This window comes from Aquimarina sp. RZ0 (genome assembly GCF_008370685.1).
In the GTDB taxonomy this organism is placed as follows: domain Bacteria; phylum Bacteroidota; class Bacteroidia; order Flavobacteriales; family Flavobacteriaceae; genus Aquimarina.
This window is the reverse complement of sequence record NZ_VTZU01000065.1, coordinates 1-23369: the sequence shown is the minus strand read 5'-3', so window position 1 is coordinate 23369 and position 23369 is coordinate 1. Positions and strand designations below refer to the sequence as shown.

Sequence of the window (23369 nt, the reverse complement as noted above, 5' to 3'; positions counted from 1 at the left end):
TAGATGATTTTACTGAACGCCTTTGTAATTTATTTCTGTTATACCATTTCTACCTTAAAATTACCCACTAAAATTTGTTCTTTTCCCCTTATGCTTCAAAATAAAAATTAACCGTAGGCTATGCTGAACTTTTCTTTTTTGCCTAAAGAAAAAACAACTGTATTTCATTTGGGTAATTTTAAAGCAAAAATGCTATTATTATATCATTTCTATCTTGCAATTATTTGATGTTTTTTTGTTGATCCTATAATACGATTTATAACTAAAAATTTCGCATATTCATCGTTTCTTTTTCCTTTCTACTTCGTTTAAAAAATAAACCGTAGCTATAGCTATGCTTGATTTTTTTGCCTTGCATAAAGAAAAAATAATTCAATGAATTTATACGAATTTTTTAATCACAAATCGTATAACATAAAATTTATAGATAGCTGAATTACATGAAGATACTTCGGCTAGTTTGTGTGTATAGTTTTACTGCGACTCAAAACTGTTAGATATCTAACAGTTTTGAATCGTAAACTTTTTTTATCATTGTACCTTTTTAATCTTAAAATAGTATTCTAACTCAAACCAAATAGATATGAGGATGTCTTAATGCCTTTAGCTATTATTATTCCCTTATTGCTTAACGAATTTAATTAACCAAAATAAATTATTAATATCAATTTTTTAATCTTAAAACCAAATTACATGAAACACTTAAAAATTTTAACCGTATTTGCTGCTGCATTACTGATGGTTCAATGCCAGGATGATAATGATAGTATAGAGGACACACAACCGATCCAGGCTGCCATCCCCGAAGAAATTATAAAAGGATTAAATACAATGGGATTTAATACGATTGACTATCCGGTAATTAAGGATGAGGATAAAGATAGTTATATTGTAGAAGGTGATATGAGAATAGCTACAGAGACTATCATGGAGGCATCGAGCGATGATCAGGGAATTATGAAACAGAGAAGACATAACGTTCTGGTTAGATGTTCGAGAGTAAGAGATGTAAAAGTTTTTATAAGCCGATCAGATGGTCAAACACTAGCAATCGCTCCACAGATACGAGCTGCTATGAATGACTGGAATCAGGTGAACGGTAGTTTTGCAAGGTTTAGAGAAGTAAATAGTTTGAGTGATTCAGATATTCAAATTGCATTTACTGATAATGATAATGAACCAGGAATAGCAGACTTACCCAGAAATGGGGAGGCAGGTCCCGCTATTCAAATTAATGGACCTTTATTTGATGGAGTACCGAGAAGAAATGAGAGATTACGGTTTGTTATTAGACATGAATTAGGTCATGCTATAGGTTTTCAGCATACCAATACAAATGAAGGACTACAAATCCCCGGGACGCCTAACAGAGATTCTGGTTCTACAATGAATCGACAGGCTTTTCCTGTATCGAATTTTCAATTTAATAACCTGACGAATGCAGATAAAGATGCGTTACGTAGATTATATGGAGGTAGTGCGGCAGATAACATCTGTTTTTAATCTTAAAACAGGGCAAAGAACTTCTTTATGATTAGTATTTATTCTAATACTTATAGTGAAAATTTCATTATTTAAGGAGTAAGGCGTTCAGATAAAATATCTTGATATAGATAATTTTACTGAACGCTTTTGTACTTTATATTTGTGATTATGAACTCATATTGACTTTTTGTTTTTAACCGGAAATGAGATGAAATTTGTATAGATGAGGCACTTTTGCAGCCTAATAGTAGCACTACAGGCGAAAAAAGTAATAAAATATGGACGAATTTCAGCCATTTTTTAGGAAATAGAAAAAGTTAAGATAATGTCTATAAGAGATACCATGTAATCTGAGTAGTAGTATATTAAATAGACTACCCCACTCTTGATAGAATGGAGTACGTCTATTAAAAAAACCACTTGACGTAAAGGGCGCTTATACGGTGGTGGTTTGTATTTGTATGATTTACTCGATAATCGAGATTTAAACGCTCCGAGGCTTGCCTCGAAATCAAAATGTTTTTTTTCAATAAATGCCTCGTGGGCTTGCCTCGAGTTAGTTTACTATGAACTTACTTTTAAGCATATGTCCCGTAAACTATTTCCTGTGTAATTGTTGTTCAAGCTTCAGTTAATCTATTGTAACAGAAATCATAAAACATGAATAGGAAATATGTGTTTTTTCATTTGTTTAATGCATTTTATATTTGAAAATTAAGACATAGAAAAATATTTAAAACTTTGATTATAAGATATGTGAAAAATAAATTCAACTCAATAAAATGATGGGTTATAAATACTAATTTTCTTGATAAAATTATGCAAAAGGTATTGTTTGCAATACCCTGTTTTCCGTGAAATTTAAAAAAATCCTGATATACCTGAAAAGCAGAAGTATATTTAGCATATTGGATATGCGCAAAATGGGCTTATTACAAAAGATAATATAATAAAAGAAATGGTCAATTAAGTGTAATAAACTAGCAAGTTCATATTTTATATTGCTCCTTCCATTTCTGTTGTAAAAAAGACAAAGACAAACAGAGATTTCACATCTTATAAAAGCTTATAATCAGTTAGATTAGAAGTTAAGAGTGCACAAATATCGTGGATGTTTTTATTTTAAAAGTGTATATGAAAAAGAGTAATTTTTAAATTAAGTACCTTTAAAGCAGAAATGGATATAATATCTAAACTATTAAAATATAAATGATAGCAAAAGCAGCAATCACAAAAGGAGACGGTACATTTAGCCTTGAAGAAATTGAAGTGAAATCCCCGCAAGGAGATGAGGTATTAGTGAAAATGATGGCGTCCGGTTTATGCCACACAGATCATGATTCATTGCATTGGGGTAGATCTGTTATTTTAGGTCACGAAGGAGCTGGTATTATAGAAAGTATTGGCCCTGGTGTAACCACAGTAAAACCAGGAGATAAAGTAGTCTTAAATTGGGCAATACCCTGTGGTAGATGTTTTCAGTGCCAGGAGCAGAATCAACATATTTGTGAGAATAATTCACCAGTAGTAGCTGGAGATGCCTTGCCGGATGGAGAAGTTTCTACAGGTCACGCGAGATTAGACAGCACTGTATATCAAGGGAAAGGGATTGAACGGTCTTTTAATATTGGGACACTTTCTACCTATGCCGTGGTAAAAGAACAGGCCGTTGTGAGGTATGATACAACTATTCCTTTTAGTTCTGCATCCATAATTGGATGTGGCGTTATGACAGGGTATGGTTCAGCTGTAAATACGGCCAAAGTAACACCGGGATCAAGCGTAGTAGTAATAGGAAATGGAGGAGTTGGACTCAATGTTATTCAAGGAGCACGTATCTCTGGAGCTACAAAAATTATCGCTATAGATGTAAACCCTAATCGATTAGAAATGGCCAAAGAGTTTGGGGCAACACATACGATCCTGGCAGATAAAAGTGATAAAGGACTACTGAAAGCAACAGAGCAGGTAAAAGAAATTACCAGCAATAGAGGTGCTGATTTTGCTTTTGAGTGCACTGCAATTCCAGAACTTGGAGCCGCACCCCTATCTATGATAAGAAATGCCGGTACCGCTGTGCAAGTAAGTGGAATTGAGCAAGAAGTGACAATAGATATGCAATTGTTTGAATGGGATAAGATCTATGTAAACCCATTATATGGAAAATGCAGACCTCAGATCGATTTCCCTAAATTACTGGATTTATACACCAAAGGAGATTTATTATTAGACGAAATGGTAACCACTAAGTATAAGTTCGAAGAATTAGAACAAGCTTTTGATGATATGTTATCAGGAAAAAATGCTAAAGGTGTAATCGTTTTTGAGTAAATTAGTACGCATGTCAAAATTCAGAACTACAGAAATATCAGACCCGCGTTTTGAAGCTAATAACCTTAGGCATATTACTGTCAAAAGTAAAAACCTGCAAGGTAGAGGAGATATTACTGTATATATTCCATCAGGGGCAGAACACAAAGATTTGCCAATAACGATCCTACTTCATGGTGTATATGGGAGTCACTGGATTTGGTCTCAAAAAACAGGAATTCATTTAAAGATGCAAGAGTGGATTACGAAGGATGAAATTGCACCAATGATCATTGCAATGCCATCTGATGGGTTGTGGGGAGACGGCAGTGCATATGTACCGCATACAACTCAGGATTTCGAAAAATGGATTACAGAAGATGTCATTAATGCAGTGATAGAACTGATTCCTCAGGCAAGTGAAAATTCTAAAATATGTATCGCAGGTCTGTCTATGGGGGGATTCGGAGCCCTGCGTATTGGTAGTAAGCATAATGATCTGTTTTCTGCTGTCTCCGGTTTGTCATCTATCACCGTCTTGGACGAGATGAAACTATTTGTAGAAGAAAAACGTTCTCTTTACGATCAAGATAATACCGAAAATGAATCAGTCTATGATACGATTCTAAAAAATAAAGAGAATATACCTCCATTCAGGTTTGATTGTGGTGTTGATGACGAATTGATAGAAGGAAACAGAAAGCTACATCAGCAGCTAGAAAAATTAAATATTAAACATATATATAAAGAAAACCCCGGAAAACATGAATGGGTGTATTGGGAAACTCATATAAAAGAAACCTTGCTTTTTTTTAATGATGTTTTAAACAGTAAGGGTATTATAGTTTAATAAATGGTTAAAATAGTATAATATTTATATCCACGTTGTAAGTTACTTTGCATCGTGTCAAATGAAATTATAGAAAAATGAAAAAAAGCGCACATCCAGATCCGTTTGAAAAGGCCCGATTAGAAAAAGGCTACGGAGAAATGAATGATCAAGATGATCCGGTAACCATGATTTTAGGTCTAAAAGACGTTCGTAAATGCGCACATAATTGGAAATCCTTTCAGTCTGGAGCGACCCCTGGGCGTATCGTAGTGCCTTCAGAAGTGAATATCCGTGACACCCGACAAATTCCATTCGAAGTAGACCCGCCAGCCCATAAAGGATATCGTGATTTGTTAGAACCGTGGTTTAAACGCCCGTTAGAAGCCGTATATCAAGAAAAATTAAAAGCACAGATTAGTGATATCGTAGAAGAAGTTCTTACAAAAGATACAGTCGAAGTAGTTGGTGATTTTGCATTACGATTGCAATCTCGTGCACTAACACTATTACTCAATATACCATATCAAGAAGCAGAAACATGGATAGGCTGGGGTACCCACGTTTTTAGAAGTGAAGATACTGCGCTGGATGGAGACAAAGCCAATATTTTATATGACTATATAGATACCCAGATAGATAAAGCAATCGAAAATCCTGGAGATGATTTGTATTCTAAACTGTTAGCTTCAGAAATCAATGGTAAACAATTGACAAAAGAAGAGGTAAAAGGAGTGATGATTCTAACTTTTGCCGGGGGACGTGATACAGTGATCAATGCTGTAACAAATGCTATTGCCTATTTTGCAGAGCATCCTGAGTCATTAAAACAATTAAAGGATACTCCCGAGATCACAGGGAAAGCAGTAGAAGAGCTTATACGATATTTTGCGCCATTGACTCATATGGGGCGAGTAGTAACAGAAGATACCCAGGTATGTGAACATGCTGTAAAAGCAGATTCTCGTATCTCCTTATGTTGGGCATCAGCAAATCGTGATGCAAAAGTATTTGAAAATCCTAATAAAATTGTATTAGATCGCAAGATCAATCCACATGTAAGTTTTGGGTTTAGTACTCATAATTGTTTGGGAGCTACTCATGCCCGACAGATAATGAATATTTTGTTATCGACACTTGCAGAAAAAGTAACCTCAATTGATATTGTAGATTATAAAGAAAATATAGAAAATTTAGGTGAATTTAAACGTAAAGTAGGCTATGATAGTATTACCGTAAAATTTAATGCATAGCGTAAGCAGAGACTTCAGGATATATTAGAATAATAGTATTAAAAAATCCCAAAATTAAAACAAAGAAATTATGGCTAAAATAACATTTATCACTAGTGATAAAGAAACAATTATAGTAGAAGGAACCTCAGGTTCTGTAATGCAATTGGCAGTGGATAATAATGTTCAAGGTATAGATGGAGACTGTGGAGGCGTGTGCTCATGTGCTACCTGTCATGTACATGTTGCTCCAGAACACGTAGAAAAGACAGGAAAAGCTAGCGAGATAGAGCAGGACATGCTAGAGTTAGATGATAACGTTTCTGAGTATAGCCGTCTTTGCTGTCAATTAGAAATTAGCGATCAATTAGATGGTGTCGTACTAACAGTAGCTAAGTAAACGATAATCAATCTATTCGATAATCGAGATTTAAATACGCTTAGGCTTGCCTCGAAATCGAAATATTTTTTTCAATAAATGCCTCGCGGGTATGCTCCGAGGTAGCTTACTAAATAGTTAAGTACATGACCGAGAACTCCACAAAAATAAAAGTGTGTATTGTCATTGGTGCAAGTCACGCAGGTGTAAATTTTGCTTTTTCATTACGAAAAGAAGGTTGGGAAGGTGCAATTATATTGTTTGATAAAGATCCAACACTGCCGTATCATCGCCCACCACTGTCAAAAGCTTATTTAACAAGTAATGATACCATAGAAAAGAATGCACTCAAATCATTAGAGAGCTATGAAAAAAGCAACATAACTTTAAATCTGGGCGTATCAGTCAATTCAATTAATCGTTCAGAAAAGAATATTATATTGGGTAATGGTACTATTCAAGCATACGACACTCTAGTGATAGCAACGGGCGCGAGACCTATTATCCCTCCCATAAAAGGAATTGACACCGCAAATACGATGTATCCATTAAGAACAGCAAAAGACGTCGATGACATTCGTACAGCTTTTAACAAAAGTATTGATAAGCGAGTTGTAGTAATCGGAGGAGGCTATATTGGTTTAGAAACAGCAGCCTCACTTAAAAAAATGGGAGGCAAAGTTACGATTCTGGAACGAGAAGAACGAGTACTTGCCAGAGTTACTGCTCCAGAAATGTCTCATTTCTTTCAAAGGTTGCATACACAGAATGGAGTGGATGTTTTTACAAATAAAAACGTCACCGGCATAGACACTCAAGATGGAGTACATACCATTCGTTGTTCGGATGATTCGGTTTATGAAGCAGATATTATTATTGTAGGGGTAGGCGTTCACGTAAATACAGAATTAGCAACGCAGGCAGCACTTGATATTAAAAATGGTATACAAGTAGATACAACTGCCAGAACCAATGATCAGGATATATACGCAATTGGGGACTGTACATTTCACTACAATCCACATTATGATCAGTTTATAAGACTGGAATCTGTACAAAATGCGGTAGATCAGGCAAAGGTAGCAGCGATGGCGATTTGTGATAAAAACCCGATCTACGATGCAATCCCCTGGTTTTGGTCTGATCAATATGATATCAAATTACAGATGGTAGGACTCTCTACTGGATATACAGATACATTAATTCGTAAAGAAGAAGGAGAAAATACCAAATTCTCTCTTTGGTATTTTAATGGGGATACATTGCTAGCAGTGGATGCTGTTAATAATGCAAAAGCCTATGTATTGGGAACAAAATTTATCAAAGAAAATAAAAAAATAGATAAAGCAAAGCTTGTTGATCCTTCTGTCCCGTTTAAACCTGTAAATTTGTTAGTAGACTAAAAACTAAAAAGTATCGCAACGATGAGTTCATCAAGAGGATAGCCTAAATCTATACATATAGCTTAGTAAAAAAGTGAGTTATAAGTCTTCATAGACCAGGTTGTAAAATACCTTTACTGAGTCAAAAAAATATAAAAGGGAAGCATAGAGAGCTCCCCTTTTAATAAACATATATATAGACAAAGCAATCGTAATTCGATTACTTTAGGAAAATTAATTCAATATCACTTTTAATACTTCTTTTTGGTTTGAGTTTTCGTGCTCTAAAACCAGAATATACATAACAAGCAGGGCTCTATGGATGATCCTTTTTGTATATTTTTTTTCATAACTTTTTTTAGAAATTATACTTATAATATTACATAAGTATAACGTTTTTATAAACAGCTACCCTACCTGTATTAAGCAATAAAGTTTTCTGAAAACTACTGATAATGTTTGTTCTAAGCCAGGATTGCTATCTAAATAAATATTTTACATTTATAAAATCTCAACTATTATATTTTGTAACATAACTTCAAAAAAATAACTGTTCAATTTGCTCATAACTCCCTACAACCCCACTATTAAGTACTGCATTATTTGTATCTAATAATATACTGGTTGGTGTTGCCGAAATATTATAGTCATAGAATACATCAGAATTTGCCTGGAGGATTTTAAAATTATACTTGCTCGTTTCTGAAAATTGTTTTATATCTGATAACGAGGCATTTGCCTGAATGATAATAATTGATACATTTTTATTTGCTTTTGCAAATTGACCTAATTTTGGATAAAAGTCTTTGCAATGTGGACAGTTTTGACTACTGAATACCAATAGTTTTTTACCTTCTGGTAATTCTTTTAAAGTAGTTATATCTCCTTCTGTATTTTTTAATTTAAAATTCGGAGCTTGAGAGCCTACATCAATAATATCATCCTTCGCAACATTGGTATCCATTAAGGATTCAAATATCGATATCATAGAACCTGTAGACTCTAGTACTTCTTCATTAGTCAGTTGCAGGTTATATAACTGGTAATTCATGAATAGTAGACTTAAAAAAAATAATATCATTATGTAGATACCTGAATTTTTGATTTTATTCATTTTTGTATTTAAAAATTTAATTCAAAATTAGTGAGAGGCGTCATTAGAATCAGAAAAATGAATTGATTCTGATCTTTTTAAGAAAATACCAATACTATTTCTTGTGTCATATACAAAGTAGTCTGTCTAAATTACGTAACGATTAACATAAATACGATACATGCGCTGTAAAAAGCTCACTTTTATTCTATAAAAAGTAACATCATTCTCTGCTCTTTTTAAGAAACTTAGACAAAAAAATAGCATCGGTATTAGTAGCTATTGTTTTCTAACCATGTTTGTCATTACAATAGTCATAACATCCATCTATGTCTGTACCTCCGTTACTATTAATATGATGTGTATCACAATTATGCTGGCAGTTTCCCAGGTTTATATCAGGTAGTAAGTTTAATGATTTTCCAGAAACTTTTATCCCTGATATTCGTCGTTTCATATGACCTCTAAATGCCCCTTTTGTCTTACCTCCAATACGTCTTGCAGATAATGTATTTTTTGGATGATTATTAAAAACATCTCCATTTTTGAAAATTGCTATTTTATGAATCGAGTGACTGGCAGGTCTGAAAAACCCAACATTGTCGTTAAAAAAGTTTATGGAACTATGCCAAAGCCTTGTATTATCCCATATAGGCAATTGTCTTCCAGTTGCATTACCATGCTGATAAATTTTTCCTGCAAAACGCTTGTGAGTATCATTACATTTTATCAGTATTGTTTTTAAATTACGATTATTACCTACTCTTCCATCAACACTACCCGAGTATGCTGCCCCTTTACCTCTTCTATCCATTTTAAATTTTCTTTTATCAAGGCCAGTTATAGTGATCATGCAGTTAGGAGCTATAGCAACAGATCTTATTGTTTCATGGGTGGCAGTAAAATATTCTCTATTTGAAAAAAGAATATGCCGATTTCGTGTGTTTCCGGAATAATTCCAATTGTCCCAAAATTGAGCAACTATTCTCCGGTTGCTGGTATTGATAGTTCCAGATGATTTTGGAGTTAAAAAATCTTCTACTTCCTCTTCTTCTATGGTTTCAATATCCGAAACCAAAGATTCTTCAGCGATATCTTCTTTTTGACAAGAACTTAATGTTATAATGGATGCTAATAAGGCAATTCCAAAATAGTGTTTCTTTTTTTTCATTGTAAGATTAGGTTTAAAGATTTAACTTATTTTAATATATAGCTATATTTATTAAAACAATTTACCTGTTGTTTTCCCTACATATCAGGAAACAATAATTCCCTGTATTTGCTAATTATGTATTAAAAAAAGGATTAATTGTAGTTGTGTAACTATTTAAAAAAGAGTGTTGTAAGATAAAAAAATATCTTTTTTTTTTAAAATAAAAAAATCTGTAAATCCGATACGCACAGAGCCTACAAGGAAAAAAGGCTTGCATAAAAAAATAAACAATCCAGAATGTTAGTTTTATAACATTCTGGATTGTTTATTTTTTCTACGTTTGTCATCCAACTTTTTTATATCAATAATTATAGTACACAAAATGAATTCTCTTAAATCTACCTATATCTTTCATCTATTCTTTATCTTTTTTTAGACTAATTCTTATCAATTTAGATTCAGAGTTCTGACATTTCTGAAAATAAATTTAGGAAAGATATGATTATGATATAAAAACACAAGATCTATAAGATTTTATATAATCAGAAATGAAACGAAATAAATATTCCCCATTTTTAATTGAATCTATTTGAGAAGAATAGAAATGAATCAGAATTCAGTAGTACGATACTATCTATTATTTTAAAAACTATACCATGAAAACACAATTTCTTTTAAGCATTATCTTTTTTAAAGGAATAATGATTTATTGCCAAACCAACTTCCAGAAAACATATGGTGGTTCTAATGACGATTTTGGACTATCAGCACATCAAACAACAGATGGAGGTTATATCCTTTTTGGTCAGACAAGTAGCTTTGGTAACGGGTTTCAAGACATGTATTTAGTTAAAACTGATGCTCAGGGAGATGAGCAATGGTCAAAAACCTATGGAGGAACTGATTGGGAGTTTGGAATCTCTGCGCAACAAACCAAAGATGGTGGCTATATTCTCTGTGGAGCATATGGAGGAATTGATGATGATTTCTTATCACTTATTAAAACTGACCCAGATGGAAATGAAATTTGGAATAAAAAATACAGTGGTACTGTAGACAGAGATGTTGGACAATTTGTGCAACAAACAATAGATGGGGGCTTTATTGCTGTTGGTTTTACAGGGGCAAGTCCTAATGAGCATATATATATGGTAAAAACTGATCGTGATGGTAATGAAGAATGGAGTAAAGTTCATACAAGTATAGGCAAAGAACATGCGGCTGAAATTAGACAAACAAGTGATGAAGGGTATATAATCATCGGGGAAACTAATAGCAAAGGTTCTGGTGGAAAAGACATGTATTTAGTCAAAACTGACAAAGTAGGTGAAATTATCTGGACAAAGACATATGGAACACCGTCTGATGAAATAGGACGATCGCTATATATAACATCTGATAACGGATTCATATTATTAGGATATGAAGATTCTGATAAAGGAAACCTCTACCTGGTAAAAACAGATTCATTAGGGAATGAGCAATGGAGTAATTATTATGGAAATACGGGTAGAGATTTAGGACAATCCATACAACAAACATTGGATGAAGGATATATTCTTGCTGGCCGAAAAGAGAATCTTGAAACCGGAACCAATGATCTGTACGCTATAAAGATCAATGATACCGGTATCATTGGCTGGGAACGTACTTTCCCTAGAGGAGTATTTAGCGAAGCCAATTCTGTGCAACAAACATCAGATGGCGGATATATACTCTTTGGATATGCTGTTGAAGAAACAGATAGTAATATGTACCTGGTTAAAATTGATGAAACTGGATTGTTATCAATAGATGATATTAATCAGCGCTTAATAGATGTTTCTGTATATCCCAATCCATTTACAGAGTATACAACTGTTGGAGTAAAAGACTACAAAAACAGAAATTTCTCTATAACGCTTTATAATCATCAAGGTCAGATTGTTAGATTAATTAATGATATTAGAGATAGACAAATTAGAATTGAAAGAAACAATTTAGCAAGCGGAATGTACTTTTTTCAAGTTTCAACTGCGGATACACCACTGTTAAAAACTGGTAAGCTAATAGTAAAATAAGAGTATCCTAAGTAGTTTAGGCAAAGTTAGTCGATCCTTCTGTCCCATTTAAACCTGTAAATTTGTTAGTAGACTAAAAGCTAAAAAGTATCACAACGATGAATTCATCAAGAGGATAGCCTAAATCTACACATATAGTTTAGTCAAAAAGTGAGTTATAAGTCTTCATAGACCAGGTTGTAAAATACTTTTACAGAGTCAAAAAAAATAAAAGGGAAGCATAAAAAACTCCCCTTTTAATAAACATATATATAGACAAAGCAATCGTAATTCGACTACTTTAGGAAAATTAATTCAATATCACTTTTAATACTTCTTTTTGGCTCGAGTTTTCGTGCTCTAGCACCAGAATGTACATAGCTATTTGTCAATCTTCTAAGATTTATAATAAATATTCCCCGACACAGAGCGTCGGGGGAATTCTATAGATTAATGACTCTTTTCTATATTTTCTTCTTGATTTTTTAGAATTTATATGAGTCTTATAAATAGAACGCCTCTCGAAACAAATATCTACCTTAATTAAAAACTAAAAACAAGCACCATATACGCTTTATAGCACTTTAAAATCTGATTTATTTAATATAATTAACTCATTTTAAGTATAATAATATGTTGAAATTAGAAGTTATTGTTAATAACCGTTTTTATATTTGCATATCTGTTATTTATAAATTTTATTTATTTTTAATTATTCAACCAATGAAATATTTATTAAATAAACTTGGCAACTAAAACAATTTAAAGTGTTTAAAATTTTAAGAAAAAAACGACTTATCAACAGATTTTTGTAAAAACAGCTAAAAGAGCTTCTTTGATTGCGTAAGATGAGTTACTGAAATAACAAGATAGTATCCATAATTTCTGTTTGCACAGTTTTTTGGACATTATCTAACAATTTAACGCTAGGATCTAATTTTAGGTGATCGACTTTTATTTTTTTTATTTCTCTTAATTTGTTCGTTTTTAATCATTAAATTATCTATTTCAGTATCCCGCATCGAGAAAGCTGCGGTTCCACCTGGTATTATTGATGAGCAACCAAAATTTCTATGGTTATTATATGCTTGGTGATTTAATTGATCCACTGGGTTTACTCTTTTTTAATTCATTAAAAAATTGCTGATTCGGTATATTACTAGGTAACGTAAAGTCAGACATAGTTGTTGGATCGTTAGGAGGAACTACATTTTGATTAGTAAACGAAGATTTTTTTGCTCTTTTCATTCATTCTATTTATTATTTATTAGGATTTATTGTATATTAATCACTGATCTTAATTGAATTTATCTATAGAATAAAATCTATTCATTATGTATTACTTCTCTTTCTATGGAACGAAGATATTCGTTGAAATATCTTTTTTCTATAGAGGTCAACTCTTCTGTAACGTTCCAAGAACCTTCAATATCTTTAATCACATATTTGCCGTTTACCCCATAGTTTTCAAGGCTTGCATTACATTTTATTTTTACACTCATAATTTATTTAAGTAAAATAATACCATTTATCCGTAAGCCTAGGCTTACTTGATTAAAATCCTTAAGGTGTTTTTTTATGGGATTTCATAGCTTTTTTTCTCTTCTCTATTTTTTTAATTTCCTTAGGATTTAAGTTAATAGTTTCAACTACTTTTTTCCTTTTAGGTCTAAAGCCATTTTTAAATTTTTCTAATGCCAAAGCTGGTCTAATCTCAAATGGTTCTGAATTTCTATAAGTGCCTTGTTTCCTTTCTTTGATCTCTTTTTATTTATCATCTATAATTAATTTCCTCCCCATTTGAGTAACTCTGAGATTGGATATTTTTTTAGCATTTTTACCTTCATTTATTTTTTATGGCTTTCCCCTTTTTTAAAATTTTAATTCATTATCCGATAAAATTTTTAAAAAAGAAAGCATACGTTAATTCACATTATAATATTCTTGTTTTATACTATAAAGACTCCTGACGGGTGGGTGTACCCTACTAAAAAAGTTATTTTTTATGAAATAGAGATGAATTTGGGATTGTTTAGGCAACGCTAGTCCAATTATTAGATAATAATAATTCTGACAACTTATTAGCTTTATGTTCTGAGATTGTTTATAACAGACTCTTCACAATAGTATCTACAATCAACTGATTTCCGTGATTATTTGGATGTATAGGATCAGTGCTATAGGATTGGTCAGCCTCCTGAGTGAGAGGAGTGTGGATATCGATCTTTGCGATAACAGATGGGTGATGTATTTGCAAAATAATGTCCCTAAACTGCTGAATCACTTCTTGATCGTATCTGGGGTATGGATTTTTCCAGCTGTATTGAGTATTCTGAGTAGTTTTATCTTTTTGATTGTCTTTTTGAACCAATAGCAACGGAGGTGGAGTCAGAAGAATTGTCCTGATATTTCTGCTTTTTATAATTTCTAAATACCGTATTACTCCTTTTTTGTATTTATCAAAAATGTCGACTGAAGGAGGGTTGTAAATACCACAATTGATTCCATAACAAAAAAATAAAACATCCAGATCATTTGCATCCAATACCGTTTCTAAACGGTCAAAAAGATAAGGCCTTGCTCCTAGGTGATCACCTTCTGTCAACCCGGTAATTGTCTCACTATTCAACCCCAGATTGATACATTTCAGGTTATATTCCGGAGATGTCTCATCCATAGATTGCTGTAATAATTCTACATAGCCATTTCCTCCAGAATAGGTAACACTATCACCTATACAACCTATTCTTTGATTTTTTTTGAAAGGGAATTTTTCAGTTGAGCAGCTCTGTACTATCAAATCTCCAAAAAAAACAGAAGATATCCCGAGTAAACTATTCTTTATAAAAACGCTTCTAAGCATATAATTACAGAATAAAATCAAGCATTTTTCCTTCAGAAACTTCAGGAAGTTTTTCCTTATCAATTGCTGTTCCCCAGATATATACTTTTTTCAGACGTTTCATTTTTAAAAAAACAGGAATACTGCTTTGGGTAATATTGGTTTGATACACATTCAATGATTCCAGATTTTCAAGAACCGAAAGATATTCAATTCCTATATCCGTAATAGGGTTTTTCTCCAGCTTTAATTTTTTGAGATTCTGAAATTTTGCAATGGTTTTAAGGTGTTCATCTGTAATCCCATTAGCCGGTAATGATAGCCAGATGATATTCTTCTCGATCTTTGTCAATTGAGTCATCATCCTGGTGAGTTTATCCGCTGTTACCCCTTTCTGACCAGAAGTTAAGGCAATATCGAGTAAGTTTGATCCTGCTATTAATTCTCTTATCCTAAATCCCGATGCTGATAATTCAGTAATAATTTCTGGCGCAACTACCGGTCCTGTACCCAACACCTCTTTTTGTCCTCCTCCAGCTTCCAGCCCCAACATATCACTGGCTAGTATACTAATATTTTCTGGAGTATCTACTGCACCAACTGTTGTTTCAAAACTACCATTACCCTGAGCTATCCAATAGTTAAGTATCGCAATTTCATCATCCGTAAGAGGTGTTTTTCCTTTAGGAGGCATAAACTTATCATCGTGCGGTGGTAATACTACCCTACGTATCATTTCTGACTGCTCAGGATTTCTTGCTATAAAAACCGGACCGGATTTACCTCCTTTTTGTATCGCTTCTTCATTCACAAAAGATAATTGCCCTTTCTTTTTTGATGCATTATGACAACTCATACATTTGTCATCCAAAATAGGAGCTACCAGATGATTAAAAATTTGAGCTTCTTCTATTGAGGTTACTGCTATAATATCTTTCTTTTTTTCTTTCCCGATAGGCAAATAGGCAGTAAGGTAATCTGACCCATGAGTAAGATTTCCACCATAATGACCGGTAATACTCAATATAATTACAATGAAAGCTATTATTGCCATATATGGTTTTTCCTTCTGTAATGCGGGGATTTTTATTTTTTTTGCACTTAGTAGCCAGGCAATAAAGGCAATGATAGTGGTCGCGATCCCAAACCAAAAATGTGTATCCAGGGCTTCTTTTTCATAATCACCGCTAAGTGACAACATATAGCCTAAAATACAGGCAAACAGAGCACTGATTGCTCCAAGAAGTAATGCCAGTGGAACAGCTACAGTAAAGGCTTTATCTTTTTTATAGCGTGCAAAAATTTCCAGAATAAAGGCAAAAAACAAAAAACCAATTGGTAAATGCACGACCAAGGGATGGAATCTGCCAAAAAATAATACAATATCTGATACTTCTTTCACAATTTTGATTTTTAGTGTTTATTGATCATAAATTAAATTATAAAGGCAGCTACTATTTTTTTCTAAAACTTCATGTACCTTTTTGTGGATGTGAAATTTTAATCATTTTTCAGAGTTTTCCCGAAAACCCGATATAACGTACCGCTTATTTTGACTTTCCCAGAATCTTGCGCATCTTCCTATAGCGATATACATCACTCAAGGGGTTGTTTGCAATGCTTTCTTAAAATTACTCTTTTTACATCGTATTCATATTGAATTTATCTCGACTTTTCTATCTAAAAGGTTATGATACCAATTTAGGTTTGTAATCAGAATCATTCTGTTTTTTTTGGGTTAGGGATAGCAACGGCATCCTTTTTATTTTATCTTTCTACAAATCCATACTTATAAAATAAAAAGATATAGTGGATAGCCCGACCGCAAGGGAACCCCCTTATGATTAACTCAAAATATCTTTTACCACATGTCCGTGAACATCTGTTAACCTGAAACGTCTGCCCTGATGTTTGTAAATCAGTCGTTCGTGGTTGATCCCAAACAAATGTAGCAACGTCGCCTGAAAATCATGAGTATGTACCGGGTCTTTTACTACATTGTAACTGAAATCATCTGTCTCACCATAGGTGAATCCAGGTTTAACTCCTGCTCCAGCCATAAACATAGTAAATGCTTTAGGGTGGTGATCTCTGCCATAATTAGTAGCTGTTAGCTTACCCTGAGAATATACGGTCCTGCCAAATTCTCCTCCCCAAATCAGTAAGGTGTCCTCAAACATTCCTCTTTGCTTTAGATCTTTGATCAGTGCTGCATTGGCTTGATCCGTTTTTTTGGCATTTCCTTTTACACCTCCCGGGCACCCCAGATGCTGATCCCATCCCTGATGGTATAACTGAACGAATTTGACCCCCTTTTCTAATAATTTCCTCCCCAACATGCAGTTAGCAGCATAGGTTCCCGGATCACGGCTATCTTCTCCATACAAGTCAAATATATACTCCGGTTCATCGTCCATATTGGTTACTTCTGGTACAGAGGTCTGCATCCGGAATGCCATCTCGTATTGAGACATACGGGCATTGATCTCCGGATCTCCATAAGAGTCATACTGAACTTCATTAAGCTTATGTAAGTAATCCAGCATTTGCCTGCGGTCTTGTCCGTCATAATTTTCTGGGTCAGATAGGTATAAAACCGGATCTTTTCCTGATCTGAATTGTACCCCCTGATGTTCTGTAGGCAGAAATCCATTTCCCCATAAACGTGAATATAGAGGTTGTCCTCCTCCGTTTTTGGAAACTAGTGTGATGAATGTAGGAAGGTTTTCATTATCGGATCCTAATCCATAACTCAACCACGAACCTATAGAAGGTCTGCCGGGTTGCTGGCTTCCAGTCTGGAAAAATGTGATTGCCGGATCATGATTGATAGCATCTGTCTGCATGGATTTGATAAAACATATATCATCTACAACTTCTGACAGGTATGGCATTGCATCACTTACCCAAGCACGGGATCTACCATACTGCTTAAAATCAATCGTAGATGCTGCAATCGGAAATGTCGTTTGATCAGCACTCATTCCTGTAAGTCTTTGCCCTTTTCTTACAGAATCAGGAAGATCCTGACCAAACAGATCTTTTAACTTCGGTTTATAATCAAATAATTCTAATTGCGATGGTCCTCCGCTCTGAAATAAGTAAATAGCTCGTTTTGCCTTGGGCATATGGTGAGGAAGACCAAGATCATTCCTGCTAAACATTTGCATATCTGGTACCGTATTCTTCTTTGCATTACTCCATATTTTATCTGTATTGAGTAATGATCCTAAAGCTATTGCTCCTAATCCAAGAGATGTTTTGGTCAAAAATGCTCTTCTGTCATACATTTTTTCTATTTGTTGTAAATCTTTATTATCAGATCTCAACGTGTCGTGGTGATCACACATAGTTCTTATCTTTTTGTAATAGTAGCATCAGAATTCATAATGGTACTGGCTACCACTGCATTTGCCGCTATTAATGCTTTATTATCGTCCTGAGTCAACCGGAATGCTCCTGTATGGAGCCATCCTTCCATTTTATTCTCGTCTGCAATAAACTTTTTATACTCTTTATTTTGTAACTCTACTAATATTTTTAATTCTCTTACCGTAGGTCTTCTTCCTGTTAAACTTCTGAACACGTATTGAACCCCTTCTTCGATCTGGGGAGCTTCTGTAATTTTCTTACCCAATACCCGAGCCGCTTCGATATACGTAGGATCATTTAATAATACCAATGCCTGTAATGGAGTATTGGTTTCCTGTCTGCGCATTGTACACACATCTCTGGCAGGCGTATCAAATGTTGCCAGTGTGGGGTGTGGTACAGAGCGTTTCCATATAGTATACATACTACGTCTATATAACTTTGTTCCTGTATCCTGCTCATATTTCCCTCTATTTACTTCCCATAATCCAGCAGGTTGGTATGGTTTTACACTTTCTCCTCCTATTTTTTTATGTAAAAGTCCACTTGCCGCCAGTGCATTATCCCTCAACATTTCTCCTGTCATCCGTTTCGAAGGACCTCGGGCTAATAATCTATTTTCTGGATCTAATTTTCTTACTTCTTCTGATACTCTGGAGTCCTGGCGATAGGTATTGGATAGTACCAGCTCTTTAATAAATGCTTTTATATCCCAATTACGACACATAAAATCCATTGCTAAATAGTCCAGTAGTTCCGGGTGACTTGGCATTTCTCCCTGATTCCCAAAGTCTTCTGATGTTTTTACTAATCCTACACCAAAGAAGTGTTGCCATATACGATTTACTGCCACTCTGGAGGTTAACGGATGTTCTTTCTGAAATAGCCATTTGGCAAAACCCAATCGGTTCTTAGGCGCGCCATCAGACATTGGCGGTAAGAATTCCGGCGTATCAGGATATACTTTTTCTGCTCTGGCATCATACACACCTCTATCCAATACATAGGATTGTACAGGAGCTGTTTCCTTCATGATCATGACTTCCTGTATAGGTTCTACACTGTCTACCAAGGCCTTTCTGACCTCTGTAAGTGTTTTGTGCTTTTTCTCTATTGCAGAAGAGTGCATGATATAATGTTGCGCTAATGCTTTCTTTTCTACAGGATCTAATAATGATGATTTTTTTGATAGTAGTGAGTCTACGTCTTTGTTTTCTGCCAGTTGCAACATTTCTATCGGTGACAACTCACGGTTATATACTGCAATATCATCTATCACTGCTCCTGCAATTCCTTTTCCCCGCAGACGTGCCCCAAACTGAAGTGCGGGTTCTTTTTTATTTCTAAAAAGGATGTCTTTGTACAAGTTATCATTGATTACCTCTGTTTCCAGCTCTTTTCCGTTTACGTATACTTTGTAACCGGATGCGCTACTTGATCCGTCATAGGTAACAGCAACATGTGTCCAGCGATCTTTTGGAACATCAATTCTGGTCTGCTCTTGTATCATATTATCGGGTCCCGTATGCGCCATTAGGATTTCCAGCTTATTATTCACTATTTTGAGGTGATATCCTCTCCAGGCATGCAGAATTGCCCCATTACCTTTATGAAAAATATTTCCATCCGTAATTTCTTTTGGTACTTTTATCCAGACCCCAACAGAAAAGGGTTGATGACGACCAAAAACCCCCACTTCTTTTAAGTCTAACCAGGTGTCACCATTGAACTGTATTCCTTTTCCTGTGCGAGCATCAACCAAATGAATCGGCTGTCCTTCTGTATATTCACGTTTCATCGTTCCTTTTTGAGAAGGACGCACCTTATTGATCAATGACTCATTATTGAGATCATAGAAACCAACCAGTCCTTTTTTAGAAAAGTATATGGATTGGTATTCATTATTGGCAATCCACTGTTTTGCTTCCTGAGCAATTTCTTTTTTGGTTACTTCAATTTCAGTTTCTTTCTCTTTGACCAGAGTATCCATATATGCTAACATCTTCTCCTCTTCTTCTGTAGTCCAGAGCATTGTAGGAGTGGGCATAGCGCCATTCCAGGATATCTGACCAAATTCATTAATATTATTAAAAAAAGAAGTCATCTCATAGAAATTCTTTTGAGAAACAGGATCATACTTATGATCATGACAGCGAGCACAAGCCACTGTAAGTCCCATCAATGCTTGTCCAGCAGTACTTGCCCTATCGACTGCATACTCGACCAGAAACTCTTCATTGACAATGCCTCCCTCCATATTCTGCGGATGGATTCGATTGAATGCAGTTGCCAGTTTCATCTCACGAGTAGGATTTTCTATCAAATCTCCTGCTAATTGCCAGATGATAAACTGATCATAGGATTGGTTTTTATTAATGGCATCAATAACCCAATCCCTCCAGGGAGACATATCTCTATAGCCATCGGTACTATAACCATGGGTATCGGCAAAACGAGCCACATCCATCCACGCTGATGCCATCTGTTCTCCATATTGCGGAGATGCTAATAACCGATCTACCTGTTTTTCATAAGCGTTATCACTATTATCTGATAAAAATGCATTTATCTCATCTACAGTTGGTGGTATCCCAGTAAGATCAAATGATACTCTGCGCAAAATAGTTTCTTTATCCGCCAGTGGAGCAAAAGATAATTGTTTTGACTCCAGTGCAGATAGTATATACGCATCAATAGGTTTTTTAATTGTAGTAATAGCCTTTACTTCGGGAATTGCTGTTTTTTTGATAGGGATGAACGCCCAATGATCTTTATATTCTGCTCCGTCTTCAATCCATTTGATTAGTGTTGCCTTTTCTACTGATGTCAGCGTCAAATGAGATTCGGGAGTAGGCATTACCATAGCAGGATCATCAGATAGTATTCTATAAAATACTTGAGAGTTTTTTAGATTTCCAGGATCAATAGCAAACGTACCTGGAGATTCCGGAAGTTCTGAATACGCAGTCTGTGGGCTATGTAATTGCAATCCTGCTGATATTTTTGCTTTATCTGGTCCATGGCATAGATAACACTTATCAGATAAAATAGGTTTTACATGCTGATTAAAATCTAATTTCTCCGGAAGTTTATCATATGCTATAGCCACCTCATCTGGAAAATCCGGATCTCCACACGAAAAAAAAGTAATCAAAATCACCAGAGTGAGTACACTTCTATACACCGACATATATCCTGAATTTAATATCTTACCAAAGTTAGGATACACGCATCTAATATCTATTGACTAAAAAAGGGTATACTATGTACATTTCCGATATATTTTAATAAAAAAACCTTATAAATTATTACAAAAACGACTTTTGATGAATAAAAACGCTATTTTTATATCAAATAATTTACGGCATATTCAGGTTTTATTGATCCAAAATTCCGAAATGCTTAATGAATGTACTATAGTATGCAAAAGGTATTACAATCCTTGCAATTAGCCTTACTTAATATCGGATATGCTCATCTAAACACTGACTGGAACTATGATAATGTGATCAGTCCATTTACACGACTATATTATATAACCAAGGGCAGTGCAAGGGTGTATCATTCTAAAAAAGAGTTTGAACTACAACCCGGGTATATGTATTTAATTCCCAGTTTTATATATAGCAGATATACCTGTGATCACTATCATGAGCAGTATTACATCAGCTTTTTTGAAGAAATCAAAAACGGAATATCGGTTTTTAACCTTACACCTTTTGTATATCAAATAAAGGCTGCTCCCATGGATATGCACTATTTTGAACGCTTACTGGAAATCAACCCCGAGAGAGCCTTGATCGATGATGATCCCAAAGTATATGACAATAGACCAACGCTGCTTAATTTTCAGAAAAAAAATGAGCAATTATCCTCAGCAGAGTATCTGGAAACGAATGGTATCCTGCGGATTTTGTTATCCAGATTTATGAATGAGCAAAGTGATATAAACATAAAGGCGCGCGCCATAAATGATATTAGCCAAACGATTAGTTATATTAGTGAAAACCTTCATAGAGAAATTACGGTCTCTGAGTTAGCCTCTTTTTGCCATCTTAGCACAGATCATTTTTCGAGAGTTTTTAAGCGGCAATTCGGGATGCCTCCTAATTTCTATATGCAATCAAAAAGAGTGGAACGGGCACAATTACTGTTACTCACTACGAATCATTCGCTGCAACAAATAGCAGAAAAAGTAGGTTTGGAGAACTTATCTTATTTCTCCAGGGTTTTTAAAAAACATGCAGGTAAAACTCCAGGTAATTTTAGGAAACAACAAATGAGAGTATAGTGAAACGTACGTTTATAAACGATATGATCATTCTGAAAGTTGAAACCACCTAACTACTATTTAACCCCGTTGTGATTTAGGCATTTTTGGGATAAAATTTTTATTGCCTGTCTCGAATTGACGTTTTTTTAACATACTTGTTTCTAAATGGGCAACAGATTGTTTATATGTTATATTACTGTTAAGTTGAAACCACCTAACTACTATTTAACCCCGTTGTGATTCAGGCATTTTTGGGATAAAATTTTTATTGCCTGTCTCGAATTGACGTTTTTTTAACATACTTGTTTCTAAATGGGCAACAGATTGTTTATATGTTATATTACTGTTAAGCAATACAATAATTTATCTCTGAAAAAGTATGGTCAAAAAAAAAATCATAGTATGTTAGATATCTAACATACTATGATTTTTTTTGACATTAATATTGAATCTCAATTTAAATATATGAATGCTCCAAACCTTATAAATACCCATACAAAGTATGACAGTACGCTTTCATCTTTGATGAATCGGTACTGTTATACATCCCAAACTGTCATCTCACATCAATGACGAGATAATGGTTACAAAAAACCGTTCATTTGGTTAGAATCTGTACAATAAGACTCAATCCCTTAATATATCTTATAAAATAAAACGCGAATATCAGTAATCTATATACAGTTTGTATCTGGAAGATTTTTGATACATCACAAAATAACGTGTAATTAATTTTTAATCTTAAAATCAAATAAAATGAAACACTTAAAATTAGTCGTAACCGGATTAATAGCTTCTACACTATTAGTTTCTTGTCAGAAGGATGATATTGAAACTATAGCAATAGAGCAAAGTACATTGAGTACTGTACCTGCCGGGATTTCTCAAAAATTAATAAATCTTGGTGTCAATCCAACGAATGCAGAACGATACGAACAAAAAACGTCTGATGGCAAAGTTACTCAGGGTTGGCTCAGTCA

General features: G+C 34.3%; 16 protein-coding genes. 9 read left to right on the top strand and 7 right to left on the bottom strand.

The annotated features are described in order from the left end of the window. The first annotated feature begins 693 nt into the window (after window positions 1-693). From F0000_RS20720 to F0000_RS20695, 6 genes are all read left to right on the top strand, one after another. Window positions 694-1503, top strand: coding sequence for a M57 family metalloprotease (locus F0000_RS20720; RefSeq protein WP_149626637.1), 810 nt, complete (start codon window positions 694-696; stop codon window positions 1501-1503). 1191 nt (window positions 1504-2694) lie between these two features. Continuing rightward, complete coding sequence (locus F0000_RS20715; protein WP_149626636.1) at window positions 2695-3816, top strand: Zn-dependent alcohol dehydrogenase; 1122 nt, start codon at window positions 2695-2697, stop codon at window positions 3814-3816. 10 nt (window positions 3817-3826) lie between these two features. Further along, on the top strand, window positions 3827-4645 hold the full coding sequence (locus F0000_RS20710; protein ID WP_149626635.1) for an alpha/beta hydrolase family protein: 819 nt from the start codon (window positions 3827-3829) through the stop codon (window positions 4643-4645). 77 nt (window positions 4646-4722) lie between these two features. After that, window positions 4723-5877, top strand: a complete 1155-nt coding sequence (locus F0000_RS20705; protein ID WP_149626634.1) for a cytochrome P450 — start codon at window positions 4723-4725, stop codon at window positions 5875-5877. Window positions 5878-5947: 70 nt separating this feature from the next. Beyond that, window positions 5948-6256: a 2Fe-2S iron-sulfur cluster-binding protein gene (locus F0000_RS20700; RefSeq protein ID WP_149626633.1), complete on the top strand. Its 309-nt coding sequence runs from the start codon at window positions 5948-5950 to the stop codon at window positions 6254-6256. A 125-nt stretch (window positions 6257-6381) separates the two neighbouring features. Next, on the top strand, window positions 6382-7638 hold the full coding sequence (locus F0000_RS20695; protein WP_149626632.1) for an NAD(P)/FAD-dependent oxidoreductase: 1257 nt from the start codon (window positions 6382-6384) through the stop codon (window positions 7636-7638). A gap of 517 nt (window positions 7639-8155) precedes the next feature. Here F0000_RS20695 and F0000_RS20690 read toward each other — a convergent pair. Together F0000_RS20690 and F0000_RS20685 are read right to left on the bottom strand one after the other, a co-directional pair. Then, window positions 8156-8668 (bottom strand): redoxin domain-containing protein, encoded by a 513-nt coding sequence (locus F0000_RS20690; RefSeq protein ID WP_188112203.1) that lies wholly within the window; start codon window positions 8666-8668, stop codon window positions 8156-8158. A gap of 331 nt (window positions 8669-8999) precedes the next feature. After that, window positions 9000-9881, bottom strand: coding sequence for a hypothetical protein (locus tag F0000_RS20685; RefSeq protein ID WP_149626630.1), 882 nt, complete (start codon window positions 9879-9881; stop codon window positions 9000-9002). A 638-nt stretch (window positions 9882-10519) separates the two neighbouring features. Here F0000_RS20685 and F0000_RS20680 point away from each other — a divergent pair. Continuing rightward, on the top strand, window positions 10520-11923 hold the full coding sequence (locus tag F0000_RS20680; RefSeq protein ID WP_149626629.1) for a T9SS type A sorting domain-containing protein: 1404 nt from the start codon (window positions 10520-10522) through the stop codon (window positions 11921-11923). Window positions 11924-13227: 1304 nt separating this feature from the next. Here the strand turns inward: F0000_RS20680 and F0000_RS27870 are convergent. From F0000_RS27870 to F0000_RS20660, 5 genes are all read right to left on the bottom strand, one after another. Further along, window positions 13228-13404: a hypothetical protein gene (locus tag F0000_RS27870; protein ID WP_188112202.1), complete on the bottom strand. Its 177-nt coding sequence runs from the start codon at window positions 13402-13404 to the stop codon at window positions 13228-13230. Window positions 13405-14006: 602 nt separating this feature from the next. Further along, window positions 14007-14765, bottom strand: coding sequence for a GDSL-type esterase/lipase family protein (locus F0000_RS20675; RefSeq protein WP_149626628.1), 759 nt, complete (start codon window positions 14763-14765; stop codon window positions 14007-14009). A 4-nt stretch (window positions 14766-14769) separates the two neighbouring features. Further along, window positions 14770-16146 (bottom strand): DUF2231 domain-containing protein, encoded by a 1377-nt coding sequence (locus F0000_RS20670; RefSeq protein WP_255452826.1) that lies wholly within the window; start codon window positions 16144-16146, stop codon window positions 14770-14772. Between the two features lie 442 nt (window positions 16147-16588). Continuing rightward, complete coding sequence (locus tag F0000_RS20665; RefSeq protein ID WP_149626626.1) at window positions 16589-18094, bottom strand: DUF1501 domain-containing protein; 1506 nt, start codon at window positions 18092-18094, stop codon at window positions 16589-16591. A gap of 5 nt (window positions 18095-18099) precedes the next feature. After that, entirely contained in the window at window positions 18100-21306 is a 3207-nt protein-coding gene (locus F0000_RS20660; RefSeq protein WP_149626625.1) for a DUF1553 domain-containing protein, read from the bottom strand. A gap of 231 nt (window positions 21307-21537) precedes the next feature. Here F0000_RS20660 and F0000_RS20655 point away from each other — a divergent pair, with 231 nt between their 5' ends. Beyond that, on the top strand, window positions 21538-22407 hold the full coding sequence (locus F0000_RS20655) for an AraC family transcriptional regulator (protein WP_149626624.1): 870 nt from the start codon (window positions 21538-21540) through the stop codon (window positions 22405-22407). A 738-nt stretch (window positions 22408-23145) separates the two neighbouring features. Continuing rightward, window positions 23146-23369: hypothetical protein (locus F0000_RS20650; RefSeq protein ID WP_149626623.1), on the top strand; the 224-nt coding region annotated here is incomplete at its 3' end.

Excerpts from the sequence above, each read along its gene's own strand:
- F0000_RS20680 (WP_149626629.1), top strand. The coding sequence starts at position 10,520 with ATGAAAACACAATTTCTTTTAAGCATTATCTTTTTTAAAGGAATAATG.
- F0000_RS20695 (WP_149626632.1), top strand. The coding sequence starts at position 6,382 with ATGACCGAGAACTCCACAAAAATAAAAGTGTGTATTGTCATTGGTGCA.
- F0000_RS20675 (WP_149626628.1), bottom strand. The coding sequence starts at position 14,765 with ATGCTTAGAAGCGTTTTTATAAAGAATAGTTTACTCGGGATATCTTCT.
- F0000_RS20660 (WP_149626625.1), bottom strand. The coding sequence starts at position 21,306 with ATGTCGGTGTATAGAAGTGTACTCACTCTGGTGATTTTGATTACTTTT.
- F0000_RS20705 (WP_149626634.1), top strand. The coding sequence starts at position 4,723 with ATGAAAAAAAGCGCACATCCAGATCCGTTTGAAAAGGCCCGATTAGAA.
- F0000_RS20685 (WP_149626630.1), bottom strand. The coding sequence starts at position 9,881 with ATGAAAAAAAAGAAACACTATTTTGGAATTGCCTTATTAGCATCCATT.
- F0000_RS20665 (WP_149626626.1), bottom strand. The coding sequence starts at position 18,094 with ATGTGTGATCACCACGACACGTTGAGATCTGATAATAAAGATTTACAA.
- F0000_RS20700 (WP_149626633.1), top strand. The coding sequence starts at position 5,948 with ATGGCTAAAATAACATTTATCACTAGTGATAAAGAAACAATTATAGTA.
- F0000_RS20710 (WP_149626635.1), top strand. The coding sequence starts at position 3,827 with ATGTCAAAATTCAGAACTACAGAAATATCAGACCCGCGTTTTGAAGCT.
- F0000_RS20690 (WP_188112203.1), bottom strand. The coding sequence starts at position 8,668 with ATGAATTACCAGTTATATAACCTGCAACTGACTAATGAAGAAGTACTA.
- F0000_RS27870 (WP_188112202.1), bottom strand. The coding sequence starts at position 13,404 with ATGAGTGTAAAAATAAAATGTAATGCAAGCCTTGAAAACTATGGGGTA.
- F0000_RS20655 (WP_149626624.1), top strand. The coding sequence starts at position 21,538 with ATGCAAAAGGTATTACAATCCTTGCAATTAGCCTTACTTAATATCGGA.
- F0000_RS20715 (WP_149626636.1), top strand. The coding sequence starts at position 2,695 with ATGATAGCAAAAGCAGCAATCACAAAAGGAGACGGTACATTTAGCCTT.
- F0000_RS20720 (WP_149626637.1), top strand. The coding sequence starts at position 694 with ATGAAACACTTAAAAATTTTAACCGTATTTGCTGCTGCATTACTGATG.